Annotated in this window: 23 protein-coding genes; 15 read left to right on the top strand and 8 right to left on the bottom strand. The window is 66.5% G+C overall.

Going from position 1 to position 25,792, the window contains the following annotated elements; genetic code table 11:
• The first annotated feature begins 162 nt into the window (after positions 1 to 162).
• The 3 genes from CTP10_RS27650 (at position 163) to CTP10_RS27640 (ending at position 3,020) form a co-directional block, all read left to right on the top strand.
• Entirely contained in the window at positions 163 to 825 is a 663-nt protein-coding gene (locus CTP10_RS27650; protein WP_116319448.1) for a TetR/AcrR family transcriptional regulator, read from the top strand.
• A 74-nt stretch (positions 826 to 899) separates the two neighbouring features.
• Positions 900 to 2,495, top strand: a complete 1,596-nt coding sequence (locus tag CTP10_RS27645; RefSeq protein WP_116319449.1) for an MFS transporter — start codon at positions 900 to 902, stop codon at positions 2,493 to 2,495.
• Between the two features lie 63 nt (positions 2,496 to 2,558).
• Positions 2,559 to 3,020 carry a MarR family winged helix-turn-helix transcriptional regulator gene (locus CTP10_RS27640; protein ID WP_116319450.1) on the top strand — a complete coding sequence of 154 codons (462 nt, stop codon included), beginning with the start codon at positions 2,559 to 2,561 and terminating at the stop codon, positions 3,018 to 3,020.
• Between the two features lie 41 nt (positions 3,021 to 3,061).
• Here the strand turns inward: CTP10_RS27640 and CTP10_RS27635 are convergent, their stop codons facing one another.
• Positions 3,062 to 3,727, bottom strand: coding sequence for a response regulator (locus CTP10_RS27635; RefSeq protein ID WP_116319451.1), 666 nt, complete (start codon positions 3,725 to 3,727; stop codon positions 3,062 to 3,064).
• A 346-nt stretch (positions 3,728 to 4,073) separates the two neighbouring features.
• Positions 4,074 to 5,033 carry a LysR family transcriptional regulator gene (locus tag CTP10_RS27630; RefSeq protein ID WP_116319452.1) on the bottom strand — a complete coding sequence of 320 codons (960 nt, stop codon included), beginning with the start codon at positions 5,031 to 5,033 and terminating at the stop codon, positions 4,074 to 4,076.
• A gap of 952 nt (positions 5,034 to 5,985) precedes the next feature.
• Between CTP10_RS27630 and CTP10_RS27625 the strand changes: the two genes are divergently transcribed.
• Both CTP10_RS27625 and CTP10_RS27620 read left to right on the top strand, forming a co-directional pair.
• Positions 5,986 to 6,276 (top strand): transposase, encoded by a 291-nt coding sequence (locus CTP10_RS27625; protein ID WP_158577668.1) that lies wholly within the window; start codon positions 5,986 to 5,988, stop codon positions 6,274 to 6,276.
• A gap of 79 nt (positions 6,277 to 6,355) precedes the next feature.
• Entirely contained in the window at positions 6,356 to 6,739 is a 384-nt protein-coding gene (locus CTP10_RS27620; protein WP_116319454.1) for a hypothetical protein, read from the top strand.
• 108 nt (positions 6,740 to 6,847) lie between these two features.
• On the opposite strand, the gene CTP10_RS27615 is transcribed toward CTP10_RS27620, so the two are convergent.
• Positions 6,848 to 7,567 carry a Crp/Fnr family transcriptional regulator gene (locus CTP10_RS27615; protein WP_376790662.1) on the bottom strand — a complete coding sequence of 240 codons (720 nt, stop codon included), beginning with the start codon at positions 7,565 to 7,567 and terminating at the stop codon, positions 6,848 to 6,850.
• Positions 7,568 to 7,892: 325 nt separating this feature from the next.
• On the opposite strand from CTP10_RS27615, the gene CTP10_RS27610 reads away from it, so the two are divergent.
• Entirely contained in the window at positions 7,893 to 9,014 is a 1,122-nt protein-coding gene (locus CTP10_RS27610) for an extracellular catalytic domain type 1 short-chain-length polyhydroxyalkanoate depolymerase (protein WP_116319455.1), read from the top strand.
• 75 nt (positions 9,015 to 9,089) lie between these two features.
• On the opposite strand, the gene CTP10_RS27605 is transcribed toward CTP10_RS27610, so the two are convergent.
• The gene (locus CTP10_RS27605; RefSeq protein WP_116319456.1) at positions 9,090 to 10,400 is read right to left on the bottom strand and encodes an MFS transporter; all 1,311 of its coding nucleotides are present in this window, start codon (positions 10,398 to 10,400) and stop codon (positions 9,090 to 9,092) included.
• Positions 10,401 to 10,677: 277 nt separating this feature from the next.
• Here CTP10_RS27605 and CTP10_RS27600 point away from each other — a divergent pair, with 277 nt between their 5' ends.
• Positions 10,678 to 14,700: a DUF748 domain-containing protein gene (locus CTP10_RS27600; RefSeq protein ID WP_116319457.1), complete on the top strand. Its 4,023-nt coding sequence runs from the start codon at positions 10,678 to 10,680 to the stop codon at positions 14,698 to 14,700.
• Positions 14,701 to 14,793: 93 nt separating this feature from the next.
• Positions 14,794 to 14,991 (top strand): rubredoxin, encoded by a 198-nt coding sequence (locus CTP10_RS27595; protein ID WP_116319458.1) that lies wholly within the window; start codon positions 14,794 to 14,796, stop codon positions 14,989 to 14,991.
• 40 nt (positions 14,992 to 15,031) lie between these two features.
• On the opposite strand, the gene CTP10_RS27590 is transcribed toward CTP10_RS27595, so the two are convergent.
• Positions 15,032 to 15,196 carry a hypothetical protein gene (locus CTP10_RS27590; protein ID WP_199414578.1) on the bottom strand — a complete coding sequence of 55 codons (165 nt, stop codon included), beginning with the start codon at positions 15,194 to 15,196 and terminating at the stop codon, positions 15,032 to 15,034.
• Positions 15,197 to 15,264: 68 nt separating this feature from the next.
• A complete protein-coding gene (locus CTP10_RS27585; RefSeq protein WP_116319459.1) occupies positions 15,265 to 15,444 on the bottom strand; it encodes a hypothetical protein in 180 nt (59 codons plus the stop codon).
• A gap of 286 nt (positions 15,445 to 15,730) precedes the next feature.
• Here CTP10_RS27585 and CTP10_RS27580 point away from each other — a divergent pair, with 286 nt between their 5' ends.
• From CTP10_RS27580 to CTP10_RS27555, 6 genes are all read left to right on the top strand, one after another.
• Positions 15,731 to 16,234 (top strand): hypothetical protein, encoded by a 504-nt coding sequence (locus tag CTP10_RS27580; RefSeq protein WP_116319460.1) that lies wholly within the window; start codon positions 15,731 to 15,733, stop codon positions 16,232 to 16,234.
• A 302-nt stretch (positions 16,235 to 16,536) separates the two neighbouring features.
• Complete coding sequence (locus CTP10_RS27575; RefSeq protein ID WP_116319461.1) at positions 16,537 to 17,874, top strand: cytochrome c oxidase subunit II; 1,338 nt, start codon at positions 16,537 to 16,539, stop codon at positions 17,872 to 17,874.
• 10 nt (positions 17,875 to 17,884) lie between these two features.
• A complete protein-coding gene (ctaD, locus tag CTP10_RS27570) occupies positions 17,885 to 19,642 on the top strand; it encodes a cytochrome c oxidase subunit I (RefSeq protein WP_116319462.1) in 1,758 nt (585 codons plus the stop codon).
• Positions 19,639 to 20,286, top strand: a complete 648-nt coding sequence (locus CTP10_RS27565; RefSeq protein WP_116319463.1) for a bb3-type cytochrome oxidase subunit III — start codon at positions 19,639 to 19,641, stop codon at positions 20,284 to 20,286. Before ctaD ends, CTP10_RS27565 begins: the two co-directional genes overlap by 4 nt.
• A gap of 33 nt (positions 20,287 to 20,319) precedes the next feature.
• Positions 20,320 to 21,021, top strand: a complete 702-nt coding sequence (locus tag CTP10_RS27560; protein WP_116319464.1) for a heme-copper oxidase subunit III family protein — start codon at positions 20,320 to 20,322, stop codon at positions 21,019 to 21,021.
• Positions 21,022 to 21,029: 8 nt separating this feature from the next.
• On the top strand, positions 21,030 to 21,416 hold the full coding sequence (locus CTP10_RS27555) for a cytochrome C oxidase subunit IV family protein (RefSeq protein WP_116319465.1): 387 nt from the start codon (positions 21,030 to 21,032) through the stop codon (positions 21,414 to 21,416).
• A gap of 65 nt (positions 21,417 to 21,481) precedes the next feature.
• Here CTP10_RS27555 and CTP10_RS27550 read toward each other — a convergent pair whose 3' ends face one another.
• Positions 21,482 to 22,921 (bottom strand): NAD-dependent succinate-semialdehyde dehydrogenase, encoded by a 1,440-nt coding sequence (locus CTP10_RS27550; RefSeq protein WP_029047530.1) that lies wholly within the window; start codon positions 22,919 to 22,921, stop codon positions 21,482 to 21,484.
• Between the two features lie 220 nt (positions 22,922 to 23,141).
• Positions 23,142 to 23,936 carry an MHYT domain-containing protein gene (locus CTP10_RS27545; RefSeq protein ID WP_116319466.1) on the bottom strand — a complete coding sequence of 265 codons (795 nt, stop codon included), beginning with the start codon at positions 23,934 to 23,936 and terminating at the stop codon, positions 23,142 to 23,144.
• Between the two features lie 380 nt (positions 23,937 to 24,316).
• On the opposite strand from CTP10_RS27545, the gene CTP10_RS27540 reads away from it, so the two are divergent.
• On the top strand, positions 24,317 to 25,771 hold the full coding sequence (locus CTP10_RS27540; RefSeq protein ID WP_116319467.1) for an MATE family efflux transporter: 1,455 nt from the start codon (positions 24,317 to 24,319) through the stop codon (positions 25,769 to 25,771).
• Positions 25,772 to 25,792 lie beyond the last annotated feature (21 nt).

The raw sequence follows: 25,792 nt of genomic DNA, 5'->3' as shown, positions 1-25,792 counted from the left end.
CACGACGGTTATTCCCTTTAATTTGTGCTGAACGGTCGGTACAATTTCAAGTTTGGGTAGGGCGATGGTAGGCTGTCAAGGACGGCATGCCGCCTTTAGGGCAAATACCGAGAGGAAAATGGCCGACGCTCAACATTTTCCAGGCCCCGCGCCGACGCAGCTATGCATTCATCAGAAAAAGGTGCCACGGGCGCCGAACGCCCCAGCGGCAGCGCACCGGAAACACCGCCGTCGCGCGGCGGGACGACCAAATACCGGCGCGGCCTCGAAACGCGGCAGCGCGTCATCGACCTGACCAAGGCCCTGATCGCCGAGCACGGCTATGGCGAAGTCACGCTGGACCAGGTCTCGACGCACGCGGGCGTGGCCAAGAGCAGCCTGCTGTGGCATTTCGGCAGCAAGGAGATGCTGCTCGCAGAAGCCGCGATCAGCCTGTTCCAGGAGATCGAGGTGCAGTTCGACCCGGCCGACCTGCAAGGCCTGACCGTGTCGCAGCGCATTGATGAACTGTTCGAGCGCGTGGCCGACTACTTCACGCGCAACCCGGAGACCAAGGGGATCGTGCTGGCGCTGCTGTTTTCAGGCAATGCGCCGCAGAGCGTGCGCGAGCACATCCGCGAGGGGTGGAATGGCCATGTACGGGTGCTGGTGGAGGCGCTTGGCACGCCCGAGCGCCCGCTGCCCCCCGAGGCGGCGCGCGCACTGCTGGCGGTATTCCATGGCTGCTATTGCCACTGGTATGCCAATGGCCGGCAGGAGGCCATCGGCAGCTACCTGGCGCCGGCGCGTGAGATGTTCCGCCACTGGTATCTCGGCGCGGAATAAGCGCATTGAGGGCTGGCGGTCTTCGATGTGTGTCCTATAATCATTGACATCACAACGATTGATCGAGCAATCACATGACGCCCCAGCCACAGAGCGGTGAGGCCCCCGGCCAGATCCTGCCATTCCGCAAGTCCTTGCTGGCCATGCTGGGCGTGTCATTCGTGGTGATGCTGGTGGCGCTGGACCAGACCGTGGTCGGTACCGCGCTGCCGACCGTCGTGGCGGAACTGCAAGGATTCGAGTACTACGCCTGGGTGGTCACGGCGTACCTGCTGACCTCGGTCATCACCGTGCCGATCTTCGGCCGGCTGGGTGACTATTACGGCCGCAAGCCCTTTGTGCTGGCGTCGATCGTGGTGTTCACCGTCGCGTCGGCGCTGTGCGGGATTGCGACCAGCATGCCGTTCCTGGTGCTGGCGCGGGCGCTGCAGGGCATCGGTGGCGGCATGCTGGTGGGCACCGCCTTCGCGTGCATTGCCGACCTGTTTCCCGATTCGCATGTGCGGCTGCGCTGGCAGGTGATGCTGAGTGCGGCATTCGGCATCGCCAATGCCATCGGCCCGTCGCTTGGCGGCATCCTGACCGAGTGGTACGGCTGGCGCGCGGTGTTCTACGTCAACCTGCCGGTCGGCGTGCTGGGCTTGTGGTTTGCCTGGCGCTACCTGCCGCACCTGCGCCAGCAGGCGCACAGCGGGCCGGTGCGCGTGGACTGGCTCGGGGCCTTGCTGATCGCCGTCGGCCTGGGCGCCATGCAGATGAGCGTCGAACTGCTGCCGGGGCGCGGCTTCGATGCCTATACCTCTGGCCTGCTGGTGCTGTCGGCCCTCGCGATGGTGGCGCTGTGGCACTGGGAGCAGCGCTGCGCCAACCCGATCCTGCCGGTGGAGATGTTCCGCAACCCGGCCCTGGCGCCGCTGTTCCAGCTGTCGGTGTTCGCCGGCGTCACCATGTTCGCGCTGCTGCTGTACGCGCCATTGCTGTTCCAGGGCGGCTTTGGCCTGTCGCCGAAGGAAGCGGGGTTGCTGATCACGCCGCTGGTGGTCTGCATCACGGTCGGCAGCATCGTCAACGGCCGCGTCATCACCCGCATCCGCCGGCCCAATGCGATGCTGTATGCCGGCTTCGGCATGCTGGCGCTGGCTACGCTGGCGTTGTCACAGGCCACGCGTGCCATGCCGCATGGGATGCTGCTCGCCATCATGCTGGTGGGCGGATTCGGGCTGGGCTTCATCATGCCTAACCTGACGGTGTTCGCGCAGCAGACCGCCGGGCGCGAGCACCTTGGCATTGCCACGGCGATGCTGCAATCGTTGCGGATGGTGGGTGGCATGGTCGGTACGGCGATCGTGGGTACGCTGGTCACGCGCAGCTATACCGGCGGCGTCGACCACGCCATGGCCGCCGCCGGCGCAAGCCAGTGGGCAGCGCGCATGGGCGATCCGCAGGTGCTGATCGACAAGGGCTCGCAACTGGCACTGCTCGGCGAGCTGGGCCAGGCCGGGCACAATGGCGCCTTGCTGCTGGAGCAGGCGCGCATGTCGCTGGTCAGCGCGATCCACCTTGGCCTGCTGGCGGCCGGGATCGCCGCGGCGGTGGGGGTCTGGTGTGCGCACCGGGTGCCGCCGGTCAGGCTGGTGCGCTCCGTCGAGCCGGCGATGGCCGCGGAGTAAGCGCGCATGCCAGAGGCGGCGCTTGCGCTTAAGATGGCGCCTGTGTATCCCTGAGGAGAATGGATGGAACTGGAGCGACAAAGCGTGGCCGTACTGCAGCAGTTCGGACGCACTTACCGCGCGTATGCGGGCGCATTCGAGCAGTGCATCGGCCTGCCGCTGGCGCGCTGGCGGATCCTGCATGCACTGCACCTGCAGGAAGACGCCATCGCGCAGCGGGCGCTGGCCGACCGCGTTGGCATGGATCCGGGCGCATTGACGCGCCAGCTCAAGGCCATGCAGGAACTGGGCTGGGTCGAGCGCACCACGTCGGAGCGCGACAACCGCGTGACCCATGTCACGCTGTCGCACGCGGGGCAGCAACTGGTGGCGCGCCTGATGCCGCTGCGCTCCGCCTTCCTGCAGGATGTGCTGACCGAGGTCTCGGCATCGACCATGCAGGACCTGTCGCGCGGGCTGGCGCAGCTGGAGACCGGCATCGCGCATGCGCTGGCGCGGCTGGAGCAGCCGGACGTCGTGGCCTGAGCGCCGGGCTCATGCTGGCGCCGGGCATTTATTGGCGGGCCTCAGCAGCCGGACAGCAGCATGCCGTTGAGGGCCGCGAATTCGAACAGCTCGCGGTCGTTGGTGACCCCCAGCTTTTGCATGGCACAGTTCTTCTGGCGGCTGATGGTCTTGACGCTGCGGCACAGCAGGATCGCGATCTCGCTGACGGATCGCCCGGCCAGGTACATCCGCAGCACTTCCATTTCACGCGCTGACAGCCGCTCGGCGCCACCGTGGCTTGCCGCCGGGTTGCCGGGATCGGCATGGGACAGGATCTCCATGGCCGACTTGCCGATGTAGCGGAAGCCACGCTGGATGCGGCTGACCATCGTGACCAGTTCCGACAGCGGCGCGTCTTTCAACAGCAGGCCATGCACCTGCGTATCGAGGATGGAGCGCAGCACCAGCGGGTTGGTGATCATCGTCAGCACGGTGACGGCCAGCGACGGATGGCGCCGGCGCAGCGCGGCCAGCATGCGCAGCCCGTCGCCGCTGCCTTCCTGCTGCGAGGGCATGTGGTAGTCGGTGACGACGACATCGGGCCGCAGGGTCTCGACGCTGTTCAGCAATGCCGTTGCGCTGGTCACGGTGCCGCAGATTTCCCATCCGGTCTGGGTTTGCAGGCGGTCGGCAACGGCCGCGCTGACTACCGGATGGTCATCGGCAAGCAGGATCCTCAATGCCATCGGGTCTCCTCGGTCCTTAATCGTGCTGCGCGTCATGCCGCGCCGGCGCTCAAGAAAACGCCGCACGTCAGCCGACGTGCGGCGAAATGGCGACGCCAGACAAATAGTCGCCAGACAACTGCATGCATCGCCGCGAACCGGGCCAAACGGGAGACGGCCGGCGCGCTGCGATGCATGCGCAGGATACTGTCAGAGCCCTGGCGCGAAACTAGGAGAATTCGCAAAGCGCAGCCGACCGACGTGTCGCCAATGAAAAAGGCGCTGGCACCTGCGGGTGGCCAGCGCCTGGTGGCGCATCGAATGCGTGTCAGTATCGGTTACATGGCGGCGGGCGTCAGTGTCCGGGTCAGGCGAGTGCAGCTGCGGTCGTGGCAGCGTGGCGCACGTTGCGGCGGCCGTCGATAGACTTGAGCGGATCGCGCAACACCGCGCTGCCGACTTCCATGATGTCGCGCAGCACCGTCTTGTCGTGGCTGCGTTCCGGTCCCCAGAAATGGAGGGCGGCCCATTCCGGGAAGCTGCTGGGTGGTGCCAGCAGCCGCGTCTTCCGCTCGCGCGTGATCAGCGGCACGTTGAAGTCCAGCACCGGGCAGATGCCACCGGCGGCGTGCAGCAGCGTGATCTGCGTGTGCCAGGAAGGCACAACGGTCTCGCGGTGTCCGGGTGTGCCGGCCTGACGGCTCAGGAAGGTGCGCAGCGGGCTGCCGGCTTCGCAATCTTCCTGCAGCAGGATCCAGTCCGTTTCGCCTTCGTCGTAGCTGCCTTCGCGGGTGGCGCTGACCAGGCGGCGCGGCGTGGCCATGATGTTCTGCTGCAGCACGCGTTCGGGGTCGTGCCCGCCGTCGACGACAAACGCGCAGTCCAGTTCGCCGCTGTCGAGATGGCTGGCCAGCGCCGCATCGGCGATCACGGGACGCGTGATGAAGCTGTCCTGCGGAAACTGCTCGCACAGCGTGGTCAGGATTTCCGTAATGACGGGATCGCCGATCGAGGACGAGAAGCCGATGGAAATCCGTCTGCCGCTCGTGCGGCGCTGGCCCAGGCCCGCTTCACCGGGGCGCACCAGCTGGTTCCACTTGGCCAGGATCTGGCGCGCGGTTTGCTCCAGGCGCAAGGCGTGGGGCGTCGGTTCAAGCATGCCATTGCGCTTGACGAACAGCGGATCGCCCGTGATTTCACGCAAGCGCGTCAGGCTGTAGGCAACGGTGGGCACGCGTCCCTGGGTACAGGCAGCGACCGCGTTGAGGTCGCGATACTCCATCACCAGGACGAAGACATGTAATAGCTTGGTGCTGACGTGACGCATTCTGGCTTCTCCCGATCCATGATTCTTTTTCTGTTTTTTGTTTGTCCGATGCGTACAGCGCGGCGCGAAGAGAGCGCGCAGCAAAGCATGAAACGTGCTTATCCGACCGGGCGACAATCTGTTGCCCGTACCGCAAAGCCAGCTTGGAAAATGGCACCTGTCACAGGGCTGCCCGTAACAGGCAGCGCGGCAGACCGCATTGGCCCGTGCCGTCCGGGCAGGACGCTTTGGATGTGCATGCACGACTCCTAATTTCCGACTTGCGTCGACAAATTGGCGCAGTGACTCCTCGATCCTTCAGGCCTGATATTTGCCGGCAGCGTGGGAACCGGCCACCGGTTCTCTTCACGGTGACTTCGGGCTGCCGGGCCGCTTCCTGCGAGCACCGCGTGGTGCATTGCGAAAACGTGCGAAATTTAGTTGTGCCGAGGAATCTTAATACATGGTCTGCAAAAGTCCTAGAAACTTGATTTGATGACAGCCTTCTAACTTTGCTTTCTTCGCCCTTATCCGACGCGCCGTTACGTAGGGCCAGCCTTGCCGGCGCAAGGGCGCGTGCGGATTGCCACGGCCTTTTCCGCCGTTGCCACATTGCTGAAACAAAGTGGACTCCAAATTGGCCTAACAAAATATCGCATGTGGCAGCGGCCTTGCTGGCGTGGTTGGCTAGCCCGCGCGGCCACGCCGAGGCTTGTGGATTTTCGGAAAAATGAGATGCAGGAAATGCCCGCACGCCCGCGCCACCGGCAGTGCCTCCGATGGCTTGCGCAGGCCGTTGCGGCAACGCTGTAAGCCAGGTCCGCCCAGATAATTTTCTTAACTCGCCTTGCGAAGACACTGAATTGCCTTTTGGCGCGGCAGTGGGCTAACGTACGCCCAGAGTCGGCACGGTTGGCGGCGCGGCCGGCGTTGCCCGCGCCAGCGCCGGCGCCGTTGTGGAGCGGAGAGATTCGTGAACAGACGGTATTCGGAAGAACAGATCCGCAGCTACCTGGCCGAGGCGGCCAGTGGCGTGCCGGTGCGCGAGCTGTGCGCGCGCTATGGCTTCAGCGATGCCTCGTTCTATGGATGGCGGGCACGCTATGGAGACCAGAGCCAGAACGATGCCCGCGACGGGCGCAAGCTGCGCGAGCTGCAAGAGGAGAATGCGCGGCTCAAGAGTATGCTTGCGGACGCGCTGCTCAAGCTCGAGCTGCTGCGCAACCGTACCGGCCGCCGCCAGGGCAACGGCAAGGACCGCTGAAGGCACGGCCGGTTTCCGCAATGCACGCCGCGCACCATGGCTGCCGCCATGCGCTGCGCCGGCCCCTGGAGTACTGGTTTTGAAGAAGTTTGTTTGCAAGTGCGGCCTGCTGACTGCCGCCATGGTGGCAGTTTCACTGCAGGCTACGTCATGGGCGGCGGGTAATGCCGCATCCGCATCCGCCGCCGCCGGCACGCCGATGGTGGCGCCGCCGCCGCCGCGGATGCTGGACGAAGCCACTGCCGTCGAAGGCCCTGGTGGCACGTTGTCCGCATCGCAGCGCCAGCACTGCCAGGGCTTGCTGGACCAGCTCAATGCGCTGTCGAAAGGCCCGCAGTGGTCCGAAGGCAAGTCGTCGGTGACCACAGCCGACGGGCGCACATATCCGACACTGGAGCGCCAGCCGGATCGCAAGCGGCTGGAAGAAGCATATCGGCAGGAGTGCGCGCAGCAACGTCGCTGAGTGCGCAACCCGGGCTGCAGGCCGTTGCCTGCTGGGAGCGGGCACGGCGGCGCGCGCCGGCTCACTGCGCGGCTTCGCGCCGGACGGCTGGCAGCGCGTCGCCGACCACTAAGTCGCCGCCTCCCGGCACATTCTCATCCCGGACGCGAATTCCGCGCCCTGATCGCCTTCGCGCGCGGGTCGCTGCGCGCCGGCTTCGAGGTCGGCATAGATCGAGGCCAGCCCGGCGGGATCGATGATGCGCAGCCGCCGCTGGCGCACCGCGATCAGCCCGACCGAGGCAAAGCGCGACAGCAGCCGTGATACGGTTTCCAGCGTCAGGCCAAGCAGGCTGGCGATATCGGTGCGCGGCATTGCCAGCGTCAGCGTGCCGTCCTGCCGGCCATGGCGGCGGGCCTGCTCGCCGGCAAGGTCCAGCAGCAGCATGGCCAGGCGCTGCGGGGCCTTCATCGAACCCACGGCAACCAGCAGCACACGCTCGCGCTCGGCATTGCGCCGCATCACCTCCAGCGCGGCAACGCGGAAGGCCGGCGCCGCCATCAACTCGCGCAGCGATTCGACCGGAACCGCGCACACCACCGAGTCCTGCAGCGCGACCGCGGCGGTGCTGTACTGCGGCGCTTCGTGCGGTTCCAGTCCCAGCACATCGCCCGGCATGGCGAAGCCGGTGACCTGGCGCCACCCCAGTGGCGATTCGTAGACTTGCTTGGCGCTGCCCGCGCGCAGCGGGTAGACCGTCAGAGCCGGGCGACCCTGACGGAAGACGGGGTCGCCGATGCGCACCGTCAAGCGCTCAGGATGCAGGCGCGCGCCGGCGGGCGCCGGCATACTGCCCGTCTCGGCTACGCCACAGACGGCATGGAACAGGCAAAGCGAACAGGCGGGGGCGCCGTGATCCGGCATGGCAACTTTGGGCGAGGGCATTCGACAAGCCAGTATAAAACGCTGGCATCGCCAGCTAACTTGCCGGGATCTTCATTCTTTCGAATCCGGTGTTCAATATTTTCGCCGGGTCAGGAAGAAAACCGAGAGGAAGGCCGCGGCGATCTGTAACGTCATATTTGTCTCACTTCCGTCGCTCGGCGGGTGTGGTATGCTGCAACGCAACAACAAAGGCATAGGGGGAGATTCCGTCATACGACCAGGAGTCCTCATGACCAAGAGCCTAGCCTCTGACTGGCACACACAACTCCGGCGCCTGAGCCGGGTGCAGGCCCGAACGGAAACACAGGTGAAGTCCTGGCTGGAACGTTTCGACTCACTGAACCCGCTGACACCATCACGTCCGCAAGACGTGCCGGCCCGGCCGCGCCGTCCGGTCGTTACGCCCGCCGCGCCGGGTGAATTGCCCGGCACCTGGCAGGCACACCGGCTGCGCCTGGCTGCGATGCCCGGCGAACTGGTGCCGCAGCTGTCCTATCACCTCTATATCCCGTCCAAGCGCCATCGCGGCCCGTTGCCGGTGGTGGTGCTGCTGCATGGTTGTCGGCAGACGCCCGATGCAATCAGTGCCGGCACGCGCATGAATGCGCTGGCCGAGCAGGAGGGCTTTATCGTCGCTTACCCGCAACAGCCGCTGCGGCGGCAGGTGCAGCGCTGCTGGCAGTGGTTCGACCTGAGCGCCGCCGAAGGCGGGCGCGAGGCGCAGGCCCTGGCGGCGCTGCTCGACGCGCTGGCCGCGCGCCAGGATGTGCGCGAGCGCGAGATCTATCTCGCCGGCATGTCCGCCGGTGCGGCCATGGCCGCTGTGGTGGCGCTGCGCTACCCCGGCAAGGTGGCGGCGGTGGCCTTGCATTCCGGTGTCGTGATCGGCGCCGCCGATACCCCGCGCGCCGGCCTGCACGCCATGCTGCACGGCGCCACGGCCGAGCCCGCGTGGCTGCTGGACGCTGCTGGCGTGACGCCAGGCGGCCCCGAGATGCCCGCGCTGGTGATCCATGGCCTGGCCGATGATGCGGTGCATCCGGTCAACGGCAGGCTGCTGGCGCGGCAGTTCCTCGCCTACAACGGCCTGGAGGACCGGCTTGCCGGCACGCCGGACGCAGCGCCGGCCGAGGGGTTGGCCGACGGGTTGGCCGACAAGTTGGCCGAAGAGCCCGGCCGTTGCCGCGAATACCGCTTCGGCCGCTGGAGGCGCGACCTGGTCACGCTGGTGGAGGTGGAAGGCCTGGACCACGCCTGGAGCGGTGGCGACGCCAGCTACGGCTTCCACAGCGACATCGGACCCGATGCCAGCGCGATGATGTGGGATTTCCTGCGGCAGCACCGGCGTTGAGCCGTGACCCCGCAGGCATGAAAAAGGGGAGGGCAACTGCCCTCCCCTTGCGTTTCAGGCGACCGCTGCCGCGCGTCAGCCGCGTGAGCGGTCCTTGACGAACAGCGCCGTCACCATGCCCAGCACGCACAGCGCGACCACGTAGTGCGCGGGGGCGAGCTTGTCCTGCTTGAGCATCAGCGTGACGATCATCGGCGTCAGGCCGCCAAAGACGGCGTACGCCACGTTATACGAGAACGACAGGCCCGAGAATCGCACTTGCGCCGGAAACGCATTGACCAGCACGAACGGCACCGCGCCGATGGTGCCGACCAGGAAGCCCGCCAGCGCATACAGCGGCAGCAGCAGGTCCGGGCGGGTGAAGATGGTGGTGTAGAACGCGTAGGCGGCGACCGCCAGCAGCAGCCCGCCGAAGAACAGCGTGCGGCGCGCGCCGATGCGGTCAGCCAGCGCGCCCGACACCACGCAGCCAATGGTCAGGCACAGCGTGGCGACGCTGTTGGCCACCAGCGCGGTGCGCGCATCGAACCCGTACACCTTCTGCAGGAAGGTAGGCGTCATCAGGATCACCACGACGATGCCGGCCGACAGCATCCACGTCAGCAGCATCGACACCGCCACGCTGCGGCCGTGATCGCGCATCACCGACTTGAGCGGCATTTCCGCCGCCAGCGCCTTGCGTTGCTGCAGCTCGGCAAAGACCGGTGTCTCATGCAGCCAGCGGCGCAGGTACATCGACGCAATGCCGAACACGCCGCCGATCAGGAACGGCACGCGCCAGCCGTAGTCAGCCAGCTCGGCCGGGGTGAAGACGCTGTTGATCCCCGTGGCCACCAGCGAACCCAGCAGGATGCCCGCGGTCAGCCCCGCGGTCAGCGTGCCGCAGGCATAGCCGACGTGGCGCGCCGGCACGTGCTCGGACACGAATACCCAGGCGCCCGGCACTTCGCCGCCGACTGCCGCGCCCTGCAGGATGCGCAGCACCAGCAGCAGCACCGGCGCGGCCAGGCCGATCGACGCGTAGGTGGGCAGCAGGCCCATCAGCAGCGTCGGCACCGACATCAGCAGGATCGACAGCGTGAACATCTTCTTGCGGCCGAGCAGGTCGCCGAAGTGCGCCATGATGATCCCGCCCAGCGGCCGCGCCAGGTAGCCGGCGGCGAAGATGCCGAAGGTCTGCAGCTGGCGCAGCCAGTCCGGCACCGACGGCGGGAAAAACAATTGGCCAATCACCGTCGCGAAAAAGACGAAGATGATGAAATCGTAGAACTCGAGCGCGCCGCCCAGGGCGGCAAGGGAGAGGGTCTTGTAATCCTGGCCGGTCAGGGCGCGCGCACGGAACTGTGTTGCGCCGGCGCCCGTTGCGGTACTGCTGGAGGTGGACATGAATGGACTCGCATGGAAGAGATCGCATGCGAAGCGCACAACACGGAGTACGTGGAGAATTTGGCCGGAGGATACAGCGCGGGAGAAGCAGGCACGGTGTGGCGGGTAAGCCGCAGGCTTGCGACGAGACGCTTCGCAAAGGCCGTAAAGATACCAGATCGGCGATTTTGGCGTTGACTACGCAATTCTGATGACTTTCTTTGCTTTGTCCGAAACCGTTGCCATAATGTCGACAAAAAAGTGAAATCCGGGGCACAAAGAAGCGTGTAACGTCGGAATGCGGGGTCAGTTTTTCTGGGACGACATGGAATTCAAGCAATCCATTCAGGCAGTGGCCGCTACGCCGCGCGGCCGGCTGGCGACCCGCGTTGTCGGTGGCGTGGTCGCCGCGCTCGCGGTTTTCGGGCTGGCGGGCTATTTCGGCGGACCGCCGCTGCTCAAATACCTGATCGAAAAGAACGCGACCGAAGCGCTGGGGCGCAAGGTCACGCTGGGCAAGGCGCATGTGCGGCCATTCGAGCTGGCTGCCACGCTGTCTGACCTGACGATTTTCGAGCGTGACGGCAAGACGCCTGCGCTGACGCTGGGCGAGGCCGAGGCCAATACCTCGCTGGCATCGCTGTGGCATCTTGCCCCGGTTGTGGACACCCTGCACGTCGACCGCCTTGCCGTACGCGTGGCGCGCGGCGCCGATGGCCGCATGAGCTTTGCCGATGTCCAGGAAAAGTTCGCGGCAATGCCACCCAAGCCGGCCGACGCCGAGCCGGCGCGCTTCTCCGTCAACAATATTGCCGTGACTGGCAGCAGCTTCAGCTATGACGACAAGCTGCTTGACACCAGCCTGCGCGTCGACCACCTGACGCTGACGCTGCCATTCCTGTCCAACCTGCCGCATGACGTCGAGATCGTCACGCGGCCGACGCTGAGCGCGCTAATCAACGGCACGCCGCTGGCGCTCGACGGCGAGGTGCTGCCGTTCGCCGATTCGCGCCAGACCCGGCTCAATGTGAATCTCGACGGGCTCGACGTGACGCGCTTCATGGCGTTCGCGCCGCCGCTGCGCGATGCCGAGGTCAAGTCCGGCAAGCTCGATACACGCCTGACGGTGGCGTTCCGCCAGCAGAAGGACACGCAGGAAATGCTGCTGATGGGCACCGCTGCGCTGCGCGATGCCGATATCCGCACGCGGGCCGGCCAGCCGCTGCTGAAGAGCGGCCGGCTGGCGCTGGACATCGCCCGGATCGAGCCGCTGGCGCATCGGGCCCAGCTGCGCAGCGTGGAAATCGAAGGGCTGGGGGTACAGGCCGTGCGGCGCGCCGACGGCACGCTGAACCTGGCGACGGCGTTCCTGCCGCAGACGGTAAGCAAGTCGACCGACGGCGTGGCCCCGGCCCCGGCCCCGGCGGCGTCTGCGCCTGCCGCGCCTTCTTCCGCTTCTTCCGGGCAAGCCACGCCGGCCGGCCCCGCGCCCAAGGACCAGCCGTGGCGCTATGCGGTCGACCGCGTTGTGGTCAAGCAGGCCAGCTTCGGGTTTGAGGATGCGCTGGCGCCGTCGGGCCCGGGCAAGCTGGCAATCGGCCCGCTCGACGCCGAGGTCAAGGGCTTTGCCGGCACCGAAGGCGACAAGCCGGCGCATATCGACGCCACCCTGACCGTGGCCGACGGCCAGACCCTGCACCATGCCGGCGACCTGCTGCTGCGCGACAGCACGCTGGCCGGCACGCTCGAGACCAAGGGGCTGCGGCCGCAGGGGTTCGCCGCCTGGTGGCCGCGCGAGCTGCGCAGCCAGTTCGGCGAGACCGCGGTCAATGCCGAGCTGCACTACCGCATGTCATGGGCCGCGCCGCAGTTCCAGTTCGTGCTGGAAAAGTCACGGGTGGAACTGGCGCCGCTCTATGTCGCCACGCGCGAACCGGTGGTGATGCCGGCCGCGCCTGTTGCCGCCACCGGCAACACCGCGAAGGAAGCGGCGGCGCAGGCCCCGCAGCGCGCGGGCCGCCGTGCGCGTGAGCGCGGCGACGCCGACCGTGCAGGCGCCAACCTGCCGCTGCTGCGCGCCGAGAAGCTGGTGCTCGACGATATCCAGCTCGACCTCGCGCGCCAGACGTTCGAGACCAGCCAGGTGACGCTGGCGCAGCCGCAGATCGCGGCCACGCGCGACCACCATGGCGAGTTGCTCGAAATGGCGCGGCTGTGGGCCAGCGAATCGGCCCAGCAGGCTCGCGCCACGCCGCGCAAGGCACCGGCCCCCACCCCGAATGCCACCAATGCCACCAATGGCGGCAACGGCAAGAACGCCAGTGCCGCGCCAGGTGGCTGGCAAGCCAGGATCGGCAAGGTTGCCGTCGACGGCGGCAGCGCGCGCATAGCGGACTACCAGCCGGCCGAGGCCAACCGCGGCCGCCCGGTGGTCCACCAGTTCCGCAATGTCGCGCTCAGCACCGGCGCCATTGCCTGGCCGCTGACACCGGCGGCGGTGCCGGTCAAGCTGCATGCCGAGTCCGGCAAGCGCGGCGTGATCGGAATCGACGGCTCGTTGTTGCCCGCCATTCCGGCAAGCCGCCTGCAACTCGACCTGCGCCAGGTCGAAATGGGCCCGCTGCAGCCCTATCTGGCTGACCGCCTGAATGCGGCGTTGCGCAGCGGCACGCTGACGGTCAAGGGCAAGCTCAATGTCGACGCCCCGACCGGCAAGCCGATCGCCGCGAACTTTGCCGGCAACGTGCTGGCCGGCAACGTCCGCACGGTCGACCGCGTAAGCGGCGATGATTTCCTGCGCTGGCGCTCGCTCGCGGTGTCGGGCATCGACTTCGCGATGGACGAGAGCAAGGGGCCGATGCGCGTCAGCCTGGGCAATGTCGCGCTGTCTGACTTCTACGCGCGCGTGATCCTGAACGCCAACGGCCGCCTGAACCTGCAGGACGTGATGGCCGGTGGCGCGGCCAAGGGCGAGGCGGCGCCGTCGACCAGCCTGACGCAGGCCAACCCGGCCTCGGCGCCGGCAACGCCGCCGGTGCAGGCTGGCGACACGCGCACCGCGCAGGTCGAGCAGAAGCCGGGCGGGCCCAAGCCGCAGATCCGCATCGGCGGCGTGTCGGTGAGCCAGGGCAACATCAATTTCTCGGACTTCTTCGTCAGGCCGAACTACACCGCCAACCTGACCGGGATGAAAGGCTCGGTGTCCAAGGTGTCCTCGGGCGATCCCGCGCCTGCCGACCTGGTGCTCGATGGCCGCATCGACGACGATGCGCCGGTAACCATCAACGGCAAGATCAACCCGCTGGGCGAGCAACTGTTCCTGGACATCGCCGCCAAGGCTTCGGGGGTGGAGTTGACGCGGCTGACGCCATACGCGGCCAAGTACGCCGGTTACCCGATCACCAAGGGCAAGCTGACCGTCGACGTCGCCTACAAGATCGAGAACGGCAAGCTGGATGCGCGCAACCACCTGTTCCTTGACCAGCTCACCTTTGGCGAGCGCGTCGACAGCCCGGACGCGACCAAGCTGCCGGTGCTGCTGGCGGTGTCCTTGCTGAAGGACCGCAATGGCGTGATCGATGTGAACCTGCCGGTTTCCGGTTCGCTGTCGGACCCGGAATTCAGCATCGGCGGCGTGATCGTGCGCGTGATCGTCAACCTGCTGACCAAGGCGATCACTTCGCCGTTCTCGCTGATCGCCTCGGCTTTCGGCGGCGGCGGCGGCGACGAACTCGGGTATGTCGAATTCGCGCCCGGCACGTCGACGCTGACGCCGGCGGCGAAAGAGAAGATCGGCAAGCTCGGCCAGGCGCTCAACGACCGGCCTTCGCTGCGCCTGGAAATCAGCGGCCGCATCGACCCGGCCACCGACGAGGCCGGCGCGCGCCGCGAGTGGCTGGATGCGCGCGTTGCCGAGCAAAAGCGACGCGACCAGCGCAACAGCGCGCAGGCCGGCACCGAGGCCGGCGATGACGAGTCGGGCGAGCAGGGCGCCGAGATCAAGGTGTCGAAGCAGGAATATCCGAAATACCTGGAAGAGGTCTACAAGCGCACCTCGATGAAGAAGCCACGCAACTTCGTCGGCTTTGCCAAGTCGCTGCCGCCCGAGGAAATGGAGAGGCTGCTGATGGCCAATGCCACCGTCAACGAAGCCGACCTCACGCGTCTTGCCGACCAGCGCGCTCTGGTGGTCAAGCAGTCGCTGGAGCGCGAAGGCAAGGTGCCCGAGAGCCGGCTGTTCCTGACCGCGCCCAAGCTCACGGCGGAGGGCATCAAGGACAAGGGGGCGCCGAACCGGGTGGACTTCGCGATCCGCCAGTAGCCGGGCCGCCGGCGGCGCCCGCCATGGGGCCGCCGGCAAAAGACGGTATGATTCGGCCCGGACTATCCGTCATGACCGAATCAGGAGTGTGTTTTGCAGCAGGATCAACTTGAAGCCGCCGTCGCCTACAAGACCTGGGTGTGTGTGATCTGTGGCTGGGTGTACGACGAAGAACAAGGCTGGCCCGAAGACGGCATCGCCCCCGGCACGCGCTGGGAAGACATCCCGGACGACTGGCGCTGCCCGGAATGCGACGTCGGCAAGGGCGATTTCGCGATGATCGAGCTGTAACGCAAGCGGCGCTTTGCAGCAGCAGCCAGAGTGCGCCTGACTAGCCATGCCGCCGCAATGGCGGCCGGTTCAGCCCGGCGCGCTGCCGTTGCGCGGCGCAGCGCCGGTAGCGGGTGCGGTATGGGTGGCTGCAGCGCCAGAGAGCCCGCAACACGGTAAGAAACAGCAACGCCGCCATGATGGCGGCAAGCAGGCCGATCGACATGGCGGCCCTCCCCTTCACGGATCATGCGGATCGTGCGGGAACTGCCGGCCCGGCCTCCCGGGCCGGAATCAGATCAGCATCGGTATCGCTTCCAGCACCAGCACCGCGACCAGCGCGCCGATCAGCGCCCCCATGGTCCGGCAACTGATACGCAGGTACTTGGCGGTCACCGGGATCGACCCCATGACGATCACGCCCACCAGCGCCATCGGAATCAGGAATACAAGATCATGCGCGTTGAAGTGCATGGTGGTCTCCTGTCTTTCTCTTTTGTGATTCCAGTATAGGTAGTGTGTGCCGTGCGCAAGGCAGCGTGCATCGGGATTGTCCCGTAGCGTGCACAGCGGGCGAGCGCCGCAGGTATCGGCACCGGCACATCCCGCGCACCAGGCGTTGCGCGGCGTACGCACCGGGCGAGTTTTTCGCCGTGCCGGCAGCCTTATCGGAAACGCGTGTCCTATGCTGATCAGAGACGCGGGGCCCGGTCCCATCCATGTCGAACGCCCCGCCGATTCGAGAGAGACGGAGGTGGCTATGGAACTTCACATGCGATCGCACCATTATGTGCGACGCCAGCCCGACTGGACCGCGGCAGCGGTGTCGGGGCTGGCTGCGGGCGCGCTGCTGCTGGTGCTGGAATTGTTCTGGTCGTCGATGGTGTCGGGCGTCAATCCGTGGGTGGCCACGCGCATGATCGCGGCGATCGTGATGGGCCCGGACGAGTTGCAGACGTCGCTGTTCAGCATCGGCACCGTGGCCGCGGCATTGGTGATCCACTTCGTGCTGGGGGCGGTGCTCGGCATGATCCTGGCGGCGATCATCGCGCCGTTCACGCTGGACTCGAGCCTCGGCATGGCGATGCTGGCCGGCGCCGTGTTCGGGCTGGTCGTCTACTTCTTCAACTTCTTTGTGATGACGCGCGCGTTCTCGTGGTTTATCGAGGTGCGTGGCTGGCATACGTTCATCGGCCATGTGATCTTCGGCGTGGCGGCGGCGGCATGCTACTGGAAGCTGGAAAGCAAGGATGTGTCGCACTGAGAGGCGGCACTGAGCGTTGGACTGAGATTTTTTTAACCCGGGGATCGTGCCCGATGGGCACGGCAAGACGTGTTGCACGTTTACAGCGCGCTTTGGCCACACTACACGGGCCCGCGCGCGACCACGGCGGCGGCATGGAGCCAAGGGTTCCTGCCGCCGCTTTTTCTGCGCGAAACGCTTGTGCATTGCGGGACGCATAGGTCCGCCATGTCGCCTTGCAGTGACCTGACGGCATGCACTAGTCTTATCTCAACTTTGCGTGACTTCCACATCCCTCGCCGCGCGCGAGGAGGAGGGTGGTAATGGCGTTGGCCATCGCACTCGTCGTCATGGTCGTCGGTTCGGTGCTCTTCCATTTCCTGAGCCCGTGGTGGGCGACCCCGCTGGCGTCCAACTGGAAACAGATGGACGACACGCTGACGATTACCCTCGTCATCACCGGCATCTTCTTCGTCGTCATCAACCTCTTCGTCGGCTATATCGTCTGGCGCTACCGGCACAATGCGCCGCACCCCAATGGCGGCACCGGTCACCGCGCCGCCTACCAGCCGGAGAACCGCAAGCTCGAGTGGTGGCTGATCGGCGGCACCACGCTTGGCGTGGTGGCCTTGCTGGCGCCGGGCCTGTTTGTCTATGCCGATTACGTGCGCCCGCCGCGCGAAGCGATGGTGCTGGAGGTGGTCGGCCAGCAGTGGTCGTGGGCGTTCCGCATTCCCGGCAAGAGCGGCCAGCTGGGTGCCTCCGACCCGCGCTTCATCACCGGTTCCAATCCGCTGGGCCTGGACCCGGAGGATCCGCGCGGGCAGGACAACGTCATCATCGTGGGGCCCGAGGTACACCTGCCGCTGAACAAGCCGGTGAAGGTGCTGCTGCGCTCCAAGGACGTGCTGCATGACTTCTACGTGCCGCAGTTCCGCGCGCGCATGAACATGGTGCCGGGCATGGTGACGTCGTTCTGGTTCACGCCGACGCAAACGGGACGCTTTGAAGTCCTGTGCGCGCAGCTGTGCGGCGTGGGGCACTACAACATGCGAGGCATCGTGGTGGTGGACGAACCCGCCGTGTACGAGGCCTGGCTGGCGAAGCAGCAGACCTTTGCCATGGCGCTGGCGAAGGCGGCGGCACCGCCGGCGGCCATGGCCGCCGCAGCGCCGGGCGCCGCCGGCGACGCCGGCATGGTGGAAAAGGGCCGCGCGCTGGCGCAGGGCAAGGGCTGCACCGCGTGCCACAGCATCGACGGCAACCCGAGCGTAGGCCCGACGTGGAAGGGCCTGTACGGCAAGACCGAGACCTTCGCCGACGGCAGCAGCGCGGCGGTCGATGACGCCTTCCTGCACAAGGAGATCGTGGACCCGCACGCGCGCCTGGTGAAAGGCTTTGGTCCGGTGATGCCCAAGCTGCCGATGAGCGAGGACGAGGTCGCGGCGCTGACCGCATACATCAAGTCGGCAGGCACCGGCGCCGCCGCGCCGGAGGCCGTGGCGCCGGGCGCACCGGCTGCCGCCACCAGCGCCGCCACTACCGCCGCCGCCGGCACGGCCGCACCCGTGCCGACGCCGGGCGCCGCCTCTGGTACCTATACGACTTCGACCGCCGTGGCCGTGCCGCCTTCCGCGGCGCCCGCGCCGGCCCGGAAGTGAGGAGACCCGCATGGCTTACGCCGACGATGCCGCCCATCACGCGCCACAGAGCTTCTGGACGCGCTACGTCTGGAGCCAGGACCACAAGGTGATCGCGGTGCAGTACACCATCGTGGCGATCGTGGTGGGCCTGGTGGGCGTGGTGCTGTCCAACCTGATGCGGATGCAGCTCGGTTTTCCCGGGCGCTTCGAGTTCATCGACGCCAACCGCTATTACCAGTACGTCACCATGCACGGCATGATCATGGTGATCTACCTGCTGACGGCGCTGTTTCTCGGCGGCTTCGGCAATTACCTGATCCCGCTGATGGTGGGGGCGCGCGACATGGTGTTCCCCTTCCTCAACATGCTCAGCTTCTGGGTCTACCTGCTGTCGGTGATCGTGCTGCTGGCAAGCTTCTTCGTGCCGGGCGGGCCGACCGGTGCCGGCTGGACCCTGTATCCGCCGCAGGCGATCCTGCCCGGGACGCCAGGCCATGACTGGGGCATCATCCTGATGCTGGTGTCGCTGGGGATCTTCATCGTCGCGGCGACCATGGGCGGCCTCAACTACGTCACGACCGTGCTGCAGGCGCGCACCGAGGGCATGACGCTGCTGCGCATGCCGCTGTCGGTGTGGGGCATCTTCATGGCGACCATCCTGGCGCTGCTGGCGTTTCCGGCGCTGTTCGTTTCCGCGGTGATGATGCTGCTCGACAAGACGCTCGGCACCAGCTTCTTCATGCCGGCGATGGTGTCGATGGGGCAGCAGCTGCAGTACAAGGGCGGCAGCCCGCTCTTGTTCCAGCACCTGTTCTGGTTCTTCGGCCACCCCGAGGTGTATATCGTGGCGCTGCCGGCCTTCGGCATCGTCTCGGACCTGGTCAGCGTGCATGCGCGCAAGAGCATCTTCGGCTATCGCACCATGGTGTGGGCGATCCTGGCGATCGGCGTGCTGTCGGTGGTGGTGTGGGCGCACCATATGTTCGTCAGCGGCATGAACCCGTATTTCGGCTTCTTCTTTGCCACCACCACGCTGATCATTGCCGTGCCCACGGCGATCAAGGTCTACAATTGGGTCATCACGCTGTGGCGCGGCGATATCCATTTCTCGGTGCCGATGCTGTTCGCGATCGCGTTCATCAGCACCTTTGTCATTGGCGGGCTGACCGGGCTGTTCCTGGGCAACGTCAGCGTGGATATCCCGCTGTCGAACACGTATTTCGTGGTGGCGCACTTCCATATGGTGATGGGCGTGTCGCCGATCCTGGTGGTGTTTGGCGGCATTTACCACTGGTATCCCAAGGTCACCGGGCGCATGCTCGACGACACCATGGGGCGCGTGCATTTCTGGATTACCTTCATCGGCACCTACGCCATCTTCTTCCCGATGCACTACCTGGGCGTGCTGGGCATGCCGCGCCGGTATTACGCGTGGGAGAACTACGCCTTCATCCCGGAGTCGGCGCATGTGATGAACATGTACATCTCGGTGGCGGCCTTTGTCGTGGCTGCGGCGCAGCTGCTGTTCGTGTTCAACCTGGCCTGGAGCCTGCGCCATGGCCGCAAGGCCGACGGCAACCCCTGGCGCGCGGCATCGCTGGAATGGCAGACGCCGCAGACGCCGCCCGTGCACGGCAACTGGGGCCCGCACCTGCCGGTGGCATACCGCTGGGCCTATGCGTACAGCGTGCCAGGCGCGCCCGAGGACTTCATCGCGCAGAACGCGCCGCCCGAAGCGGGCGGGGCCGAGCCTGAACCGCATGCCAGCCGCGGAGCCGTAGCATGAACGCCGACGCCGTCTACAAGGTCAGCCGCGACGACTTCGGCGGCAATCCCTCCGGCGAAAATGCCGCACACAGGCGCCCGCACCGGCGCGCGCCGGCCAGCATCGGCCTGTGGGTGTTCATGGGCGTGGTCACTTCGCTGTTCGCGCTGTTCCTGACCGCGTATGCGCTGCGCATGGACAGCCCGGACTGGCACCGCATCGCGCTGCCGTGGCAGGTGTGGCTGTCGACGGCGCTGCTGGCCGCGGGCAGCGTAGCGATGGAGGTGGCGTCGCGGGCCGCGCGGCGCGGCCACATGGGCGTGGCGCGGCTGGCGCTGCGCCTGGGCGGGCTGGGTGCGGCTGCGTTCGTGGCTTCGCAGCTGTGGGCATGGCAGGCGCTGGGTGCGATGCAGGTCATGCCGGCCGGCAATCCCGCGGGCAGCTTCTTCTACCTGCTGACGGCTATGCACGGCCTGCACGTGCTGGGCGGGCTGGCGGGTTGGGGCTTCGCGGTTGCCGCGCGTGGCAGCGGCGACGTTGCCGTGCTGCGCATGCGGCTGTGCGCACGCTACTGGCATTTCCTGCTGGCGGTATGGGTGGTGCTGCTGGCGGCGCTGGGCTGGCTCACGCCCGAGCTGGTGCGCTTTATCTGCGGCACGGACTAGCCGGTGCGCGCAGCGGCTTTGAGGGAGAGCGGCATGTCAACGCAACTGTCTTCGTCATCGGCCACGCCCGCCGCGGGCGCGCCGCTGGGTGGCGTGCGCGGCCTGCTGGCCGACTGGTCGTCGGACCAGCAGGCCTTCAAGGTGTCGTGGGGCAAGACCATGATGTGGATCTTCCTGCTGTCCGACACCTTTGTCTTCAGCTGCTTCCTGACCGGCTATATGTCGGTGCGCATGGCGACCACGGTGCCATGGCCGAATCCCAGCGAGGTGTTCGCGCTGCACGTGGGCGGCGCCGATATCCCGCTGCTGCTGATCGCCATCATGACCTTCGTGCTGATCACCAGCAGCGGCACCATGGCGATGGCGGTCAACTTCGCCTACCGGCGCGAACGCCGCCAGTGCGCCATGCTGATGCTGGCGACGGCAGTGTTCGGCATGCTCTTTGTCGGCATGCAGGCGTTCGAATGGACCAAGCTGATCGTCGACGAGGGCGTGCGCCCGTGGAGCAATCCGATGGGCGCCGCGCAGTTCGGCTCGACCTTCTTCATGATCACAGGCTTCCACGGGCTGCACGTGTCGTGCGGCGTGATCTACCTGCTGGTGGTGGCCACGCGCGTGCTGCGCGGGCGCTACGAAGCCACCGGCAACTACCAGATCGTCGAGATCGCCGGCCTGTACTGGCACTTCGTTGACCTGGTCTGGGTATTCATCTTCGCGTTGTTCTATCTCTGGTGAGGGCGGCCATGGCATCGACTCCCACATCCCCCGCATCCCCCCCGCCGCCTGCGCAGCCGGCCGCGCACGAGCCCGAACATGCCGGGGCGCACAGCGGCCAGCAGCATCCCATCGGGCTGTACCTGAAGATCTGGCTGTTGCTGTTCGTGCTGTCGACGCTGTCCTACATGGTCGACTATTTCCATGTCACCGGATACCTGCGCTGGACGCTGATCCTGGTGTTCATGGCGCTGAAGGCGGGGCTGATCGTGGCGGTGTTCATGCACATGGCCTGGGAACGCATGGCGCTGATCTGCGCCATCCTGGTCCCGCCGCTGTGCCTGCTGGTGCTGGTCTGGCTGATGGCGGAAGAAGCGAACTATACGTTCCTGACGCGCGGCATCTTCTTCCGCTGACGGGGAGGGCGCCGCCGGCTCCGGGAGGAAGCCGGCGGCAGGCCGCCTCTGACTGGCTGTTGGCTTCAGACCTGGGTGATGAACTTGGTCACCAGGTAGCCATCGAACGTCTCCAGGCCACCCTCGCTGCCAATGCCCGAATCCTTGATGCCGCCGAACGGTGTCTCGGCCAGCGCCATGCCGAAGTGGTTGATGTTGACCATGCCCGCTTCCAGCCCGTTGGACACTTCCGTCGCGGTCTTCAGCGAGTTGGTGAACACATACGAGGCCAGGCCGAAGGGCAGGCTGTTGGCGCGGCGCAGCACTTCGGCGGTGTCCTTGAAGCGCGTGACCGGTGCCACGGGACCGAACGGCTCGTCGGTCATCAGGCGCGAATCGTCGGGCAGGTCGGTCACCACGGTCGGCGCGAAGAAATAGCCCTTGTCGTTGCCGAGCGCGCTGATGCGCGAGCCGCCGGCCACCACCTTGCCGCCGCGCTGGCTGGCGTCGTCCAGGAACTGCTCCATCGACAGCACGCGGCGCTCATGCGCCAGCGGGCCCATCTGGGTGCCGTCGTCCAGGCCATTGCCGACCTTGATCGAGCCGATCACCTCGGTAAAGCGCGCCAGGAACTTGTCGTACGCCTTTTCCTGGACGTAGAAGCGCGTCGGCGACACGCACACCTGGCCGGCATTGCGCAGCTTGAAGCGCGCCAGCATTTCGGCGGCGGGCTCGATGTCGGCGTCGTCGAACACCAGCACCGGCGAATGCCCACCCAGCTCCATGGTCACGCGCTTCATGTGCGCGCCGGCCAGCGCGGCCAGCTGCTTGCCTACCGGCACCGAGCCGGTGAACGAGATCTTGCGCACGATCGGCGATTCGATCAGGTAGGTCGAGACTTCGCCGGGCACGCCCCAGACGATGTTCAGCACGCCCGGGGGCAGGCCGGCGTCATGGAACAGCTGGGCCAGCGCCACCACCGCGCTGGGCGAGTCCTCCGGCCCCTTCAGGATCAGCGTGCAGCCCGCGCCCACCGCGGCCACGATCTTGCGGATCGCCTGGTTGAACGGGAAGTTCCACGGCGTGAACGCGGCGCAGACGCCGATCGGCTCGCGCACCACGATCTGGCGCACATTGGGCTGGCGCGGCGGGATCACGCGGCCGTAGATGCGTCGGCATTCCTCGGCGTGCCAGTCGGCATGCTCGGCGCAGACCATGATTTCGCCGATGGCTTCGGCCAGCGGCTTGCCCTGGTCCAGCGTGATATTGCGGCCGATGTCCTTGGCGCGCTCGCGGGCCAGCTCGCCTACGCGGCGCAGGATCTTGCCGCGCTCCAGCGGCGAGGACTTCTTCCAGCTCTCGAACGCGCGCTGCGCGGCGGCGAGCGCGCGGTCCAGGTCGGCGCGGGTTGCGTGCGGCAGCTTGCCGAGCACTTCCTCGGTGGCCGGATTGATGACGTCCTGCTCGCGCCTGTCGCCTCCCTTGATGAATTCACCGTCGATATAGAGGGCGAGATCCTGGTACATGCGTGTTCTCCTTGGTGGCGTTCGATGGGCGAAGGGCAAGGCCGCGGCGGCGGGCAACCCCGCGGCCGCGGCCATCAGCGAAAACGCAAGCTTACCCCGACTGCGGCGATCATGCAGTGGGCGCTGCTCCCCGGCCGGGCGCAGGCAAGGTGGAAAGTGCGGCAGCGGTCCCGCCGGGTCGGGGCGGATGCGCGCCTGGCCGGGCCCGGGCCCGTGGCGCTCAGGCCAGGTCGCGCGGCCGGGCGGCGGCGGTGGCGGCGGTGGCGGCGCCGGTGCGGGTGGCTTCCACCACCAGGATCACCAGCAGCGTGATCAGCGTCAGGCCGAACACGGCATAGCCGATGCTGTCGCCCTCGATGGCGAACAGGCTCGGCGCATAGGTGGGGGTGGTGCAGACCATGGTGCCGGCGGACATGCCCGTGTAGTGCATGCCGCAGACCGCCACGCCCATCACCACCGCCGCGGCCAGCTGCTTGCCGCGCGTCGTCACCGTGGTGGCCAGCCACAGCGCCACCACCGATACCACCACGGCAATCACCGCCGACAGCGCGATCACGCCCAGGTCCCAGTCAAAGCGGGTATTGGAGCGGATTGCCTCCATGCCGGTGTAGTGCATCGCCACCACGCCCAGCCCGGTCAGCACGCCGCCCTTCACCACGTTGTCGGAGCGGCTGCCGCGCGGACGCGAGGCGATGGCCAGTCCGGTGCCGGCGAGCACCATGACGACGAGCAGCGATGCCAGCGTCATGAACAGCCCGAACTCGCGGTGGGTCGGCGTCTGGTACGCCACCATGCCGATGAAATGCATTGACCAGACCGCGCCGCCGCCCAGTGCCACGCTGGCGCACAGCAGCCGGTCAACGTCCAGCCGCCCGTCTGGCAGCCGTATGCGCCGCGACCAGCGCAGCCCCACGTAGGCACCGCAAACCGAGATCAGGAACGACAGGGCCACCATGGGCCAGTCATAGGCGTACGGCACCACGGTGCCGGGAACAGGCTGGAAACCGACAAACATGACCCCACCTCCTCGAACGAACCGCGACAGGAACCGCGACTGAAGGGCGCGCGCGTACGATACGCTGCGCTTGCTGCCGGAACTTCGTGGGAATGCGTGATGCGTGATGTGGAAACGGCAAGCGGCCTCTGCGGGCCGGTCCGTGGCGTGCCGGTTTGGCGCACCGCCTCTGCCAGGCGCCGCCCCGCACCGAGTATGCGTGGGGCAGCATTGGCCCGGAATAACTCATTCAGGTAAAAAAATGCGGGGCAAAGCCGCGCGGCCCACGCTTGTGACGGCAGCTTCGCAGCGATAGACTGGCCGGATTTCCCGATGCCATCCAACGCACCCTGGGCGCCGGGGCGCGGCGCCGGCCGCCGCAGCTCCGCGCCATGCCTCCGATGAAGCCAGACGCCAGACTGACCACCGGCCCGATCGGCCGCACGCTGCTGCTGTTCTCGTTGCCGGTGCTCGGCAGCAACATCCTGCAATCGCTGAACGCCTCGATCAATTCGGTCTGGGTCGGGCGCTTTCTTGGCGAAGCCGCGCTGACGGCGACCTCCAACGCCAATATCATCCTGTTCTTCCTGCTTGGCGTGGTGTTCGGCATCAGCATGGCCAACACCATCATGATCGGGCAGGCAGTGGGTGCCCGCGACCTGGACGAGGCGCGGCGTGTGGTCGGCACCAGCACCACGTTCTTTGTCGCGCTGTCGGTGCTGGCGTCGGTGCTCGGCTTTGTCTATACGCCCGACATCCTGGCGGCGATGCGTACGCCGGAAGACGCCGCGCCGCTGGCGGTGAGCTACCTGCGCATCATCTTCCTGGCGCTGCCGTTCATGTACTTCTACAACTTCGTGATGATGACGCTGCGCGGCGCGGGCGATTCACGCACGCCGTTCTGGTTCATGCTGTTGTCGGTGGTGCTGGACGTGGCGCTCAACCCAGTGCTGATCTTCGGCGTCGGGCCGCTGCCTGCCATGGGTATCGCAGGCTCGGCGCTGGCGACGCTGATCGCGCAACTGGTCAGCCTGGCGGCGATGATGGTGCTGCTTTATCGCCGCCGGCATTTCCTGCTGCTGCATCGTGGCCAGCTTTCGCTACTGCGCCCGGCCCCGGCGATCCTGCGTGCGCTGGTGCTGAAGGGGTTGCCGATGGGGTTGCAGATGGTCGTGATCTCGTCGTCGGCGATCGTGATGATGGCGCTGGTCAACGCTTATGGCTCGCAGACGACGGCGGCTTATGGCGTGGCGTCGCAACTGTGGACGTATGTGCAGATGCCGGCGCTGGCGGTTGGTGCCAGCGTGTCGTCGATGGTCGCGCAGAATGTTGGGGCCGGGCTGTGGCAGCGGGTTTCGCGCATCACGCGTGTGGGGTTGGTGTTCAATGTGGCCATGACTGGGGCGTTGGTTGGCCTGATCTACCTGTTCAATCGGCATTCGCTCGGCATCTTTCTTGGTGGCGACAGCGTTGCCATTGGCATCGCGCAGCATATCAACGTGGTGGTGCTTTGGTCGTTTATCTTGTTTGGCTTCACTATTGTTATTTTTGGTACGGTACGCGCTACTGGGGCGGTGATGGCGCCGCTGGTGATTTTGTTCTTGTCGATGTGGGTAATCAGGTTGCCTTTTGCGTGGCTGCTTGGTGAGCGCATCGGGGCGGATGCGATCTGGTGGAGTTTTCCGCTGGGGTCGGTGGTGTCGTTGGGGCTTGCCGCTGCGTATTACCAGTTTGGGGACTGGCGGCGTAGTCATATCCTGCCGGCTGGCGGGCATCCTGGGGAGGCGGTGGGGCAGGCGCCTGATACGAGTATGGGGACGCCTTGTGAGGATGTGGGGGTGGAGCAGGTTCGGTGAGTTTGATTTGTTCTCGCTGCG

Origin of the sequence: Cupriavidus sp. P-10, assembly GCF_003402535.2 — a bacterium.
GTDB lineage: Bacteria > Pseudomonadota > Gammaproteobacteria > Burkholderiales > Burkholderiaceae > Cupriavidus.
The sequence above is the reverse complement of the archived record's forward strand: the minus strand, read 5'-3'. Positions and strand labels throughout refer to the sequence as shown.

Coding starts and splice junctions, on each gene's coding strand:
- CTP10_RS27585 (WP_116319459.1), bottom strand. CDS start 15,444: ATGCACTTCAACGCGCATGATCTTGTATTCCTGATTCCGATGGCGCTG.
- CTP10_RS27565 (WP_116319463.1), top strand. CDS start 19,639: ATGAACGCCGACGCCGTCTACAAGGTCAGCCGCGACGACTTCGGCGGC.
- CTP10_RS27650 (WP_116319448.1), top strand. CDS start 163: ATGCATTCATCAGAAAAAGGTGCCACGGGCGCCGAACGCCCCAGCGGC.
- CTP10_RS27605 (WP_116319456.1), bottom strand. CDS start 10,400: ATGTCCACCTCCAGCAGTACCGCAACGGGCGCCGGCGCAACACAGTTC.
- CTP10_RS27590 (WP_199414578.1), bottom strand. CDS start 15,196: ATGTCGATCGGCCTGCTTGCCGCCATCATGGCGGCGTTGCTGTTTCTT.
- CTP10_RS27635 (WP_116319451.1), bottom strand. CDS start 3,727: ATGGCATTGAGGATCCTGCTTGCCGATGACCATCCGGTAGTCAGCGCG.
- CTP10_RS27610 (WP_116319455.1), top strand. CDS start 7,893: ATGACCAAGAGCCTAGCCTCTGACTGGCACACACAACTCCGGCGCCTG.
- CTP10_RS27600 (WP_116319457.1), top strand. CDS start 10,678: ATGCGGGGTCAGTTTTTCTGGGACGACATGGAATTCAAGCAATCCATT.
- CTP10_RS27630 (WP_116319452.1), bottom strand. CDS start 5,033: ATGCGTCACGTCAGCACCAAGCTATTACATGTCTTCGTCCTGGTGATG.
- CTP10_RS27575 (WP_116319461.1), top strand. CDS start 16,537: ATGGCGTTGGCCATCGCACTCGTCGTCATGGTCGTCGGTTCGGTGCTC.
- CTP10_RS27550 (WP_029047530.1), bottom strand. CDS start 22,921: ATGTACCAGGATCTCGCCCTCTATATCGACGGTGAATTCATCAAGGGA.
- CTP10_RS27555 (WP_116319465.1), top strand. CDS start 21,030: ATGGCATCGACTCCCACATCCCCCGCATCCCCCCCGCCGCCTGCGCAG.
- CTP10_RS27560 (WP_116319464.1), top strand. CDS start 20,320: ATGTCAACGCAACTGTCTTCGTCATCGGCCACGCCCGCCGCGGGCGCG.
- CTP10_RS27615 (WP_376790662.1), bottom strand. CDS start 7,567: ATGCCGGCGCCCGCCGGCGCGCGCCTGCATCCTGAGCGCTTGACGGTG.
- ctaD (WP_116319462.1), top strand. CDS start 17,885: ATGGCTTACGCCGACGATGCCGCCCATCACGCGCCACAGAGCTTCTGG.
- CTP10_RS27545 (WP_116319466.1), bottom strand. CDS start 23,936: ATGTTTGTCGGTTTCCAGCCTGTTCCCGGCACCGTGGTGCCGTACGCC.
- CTP10_RS27640 (WP_116319450.1), top strand. CDS start 2,559: ATGGAACTGGAGCGACAAAGCGTGGCCGTACTGCAGCAGTTCGGACGC.
- CTP10_RS27580 (WP_116319460.1), top strand. CDS start 15,731: ATGGAACTTCACATGCGATCGCACCATTATGTGCGACGCCAGCCCGAC.
- CTP10_RS27645 (WP_116319449.1), top strand. CDS start 900: ATGACGCCCCAGCCACAGAGCGGTGAGGCCCCCGGCCAGATCCTGCCA.
- CTP10_RS27540 (WP_116319467.1), top strand. CDS start 24,317: ATGAAGCCAGACGCCAGACTGACCACCGGCCCGATCGGCCGCACGCTG.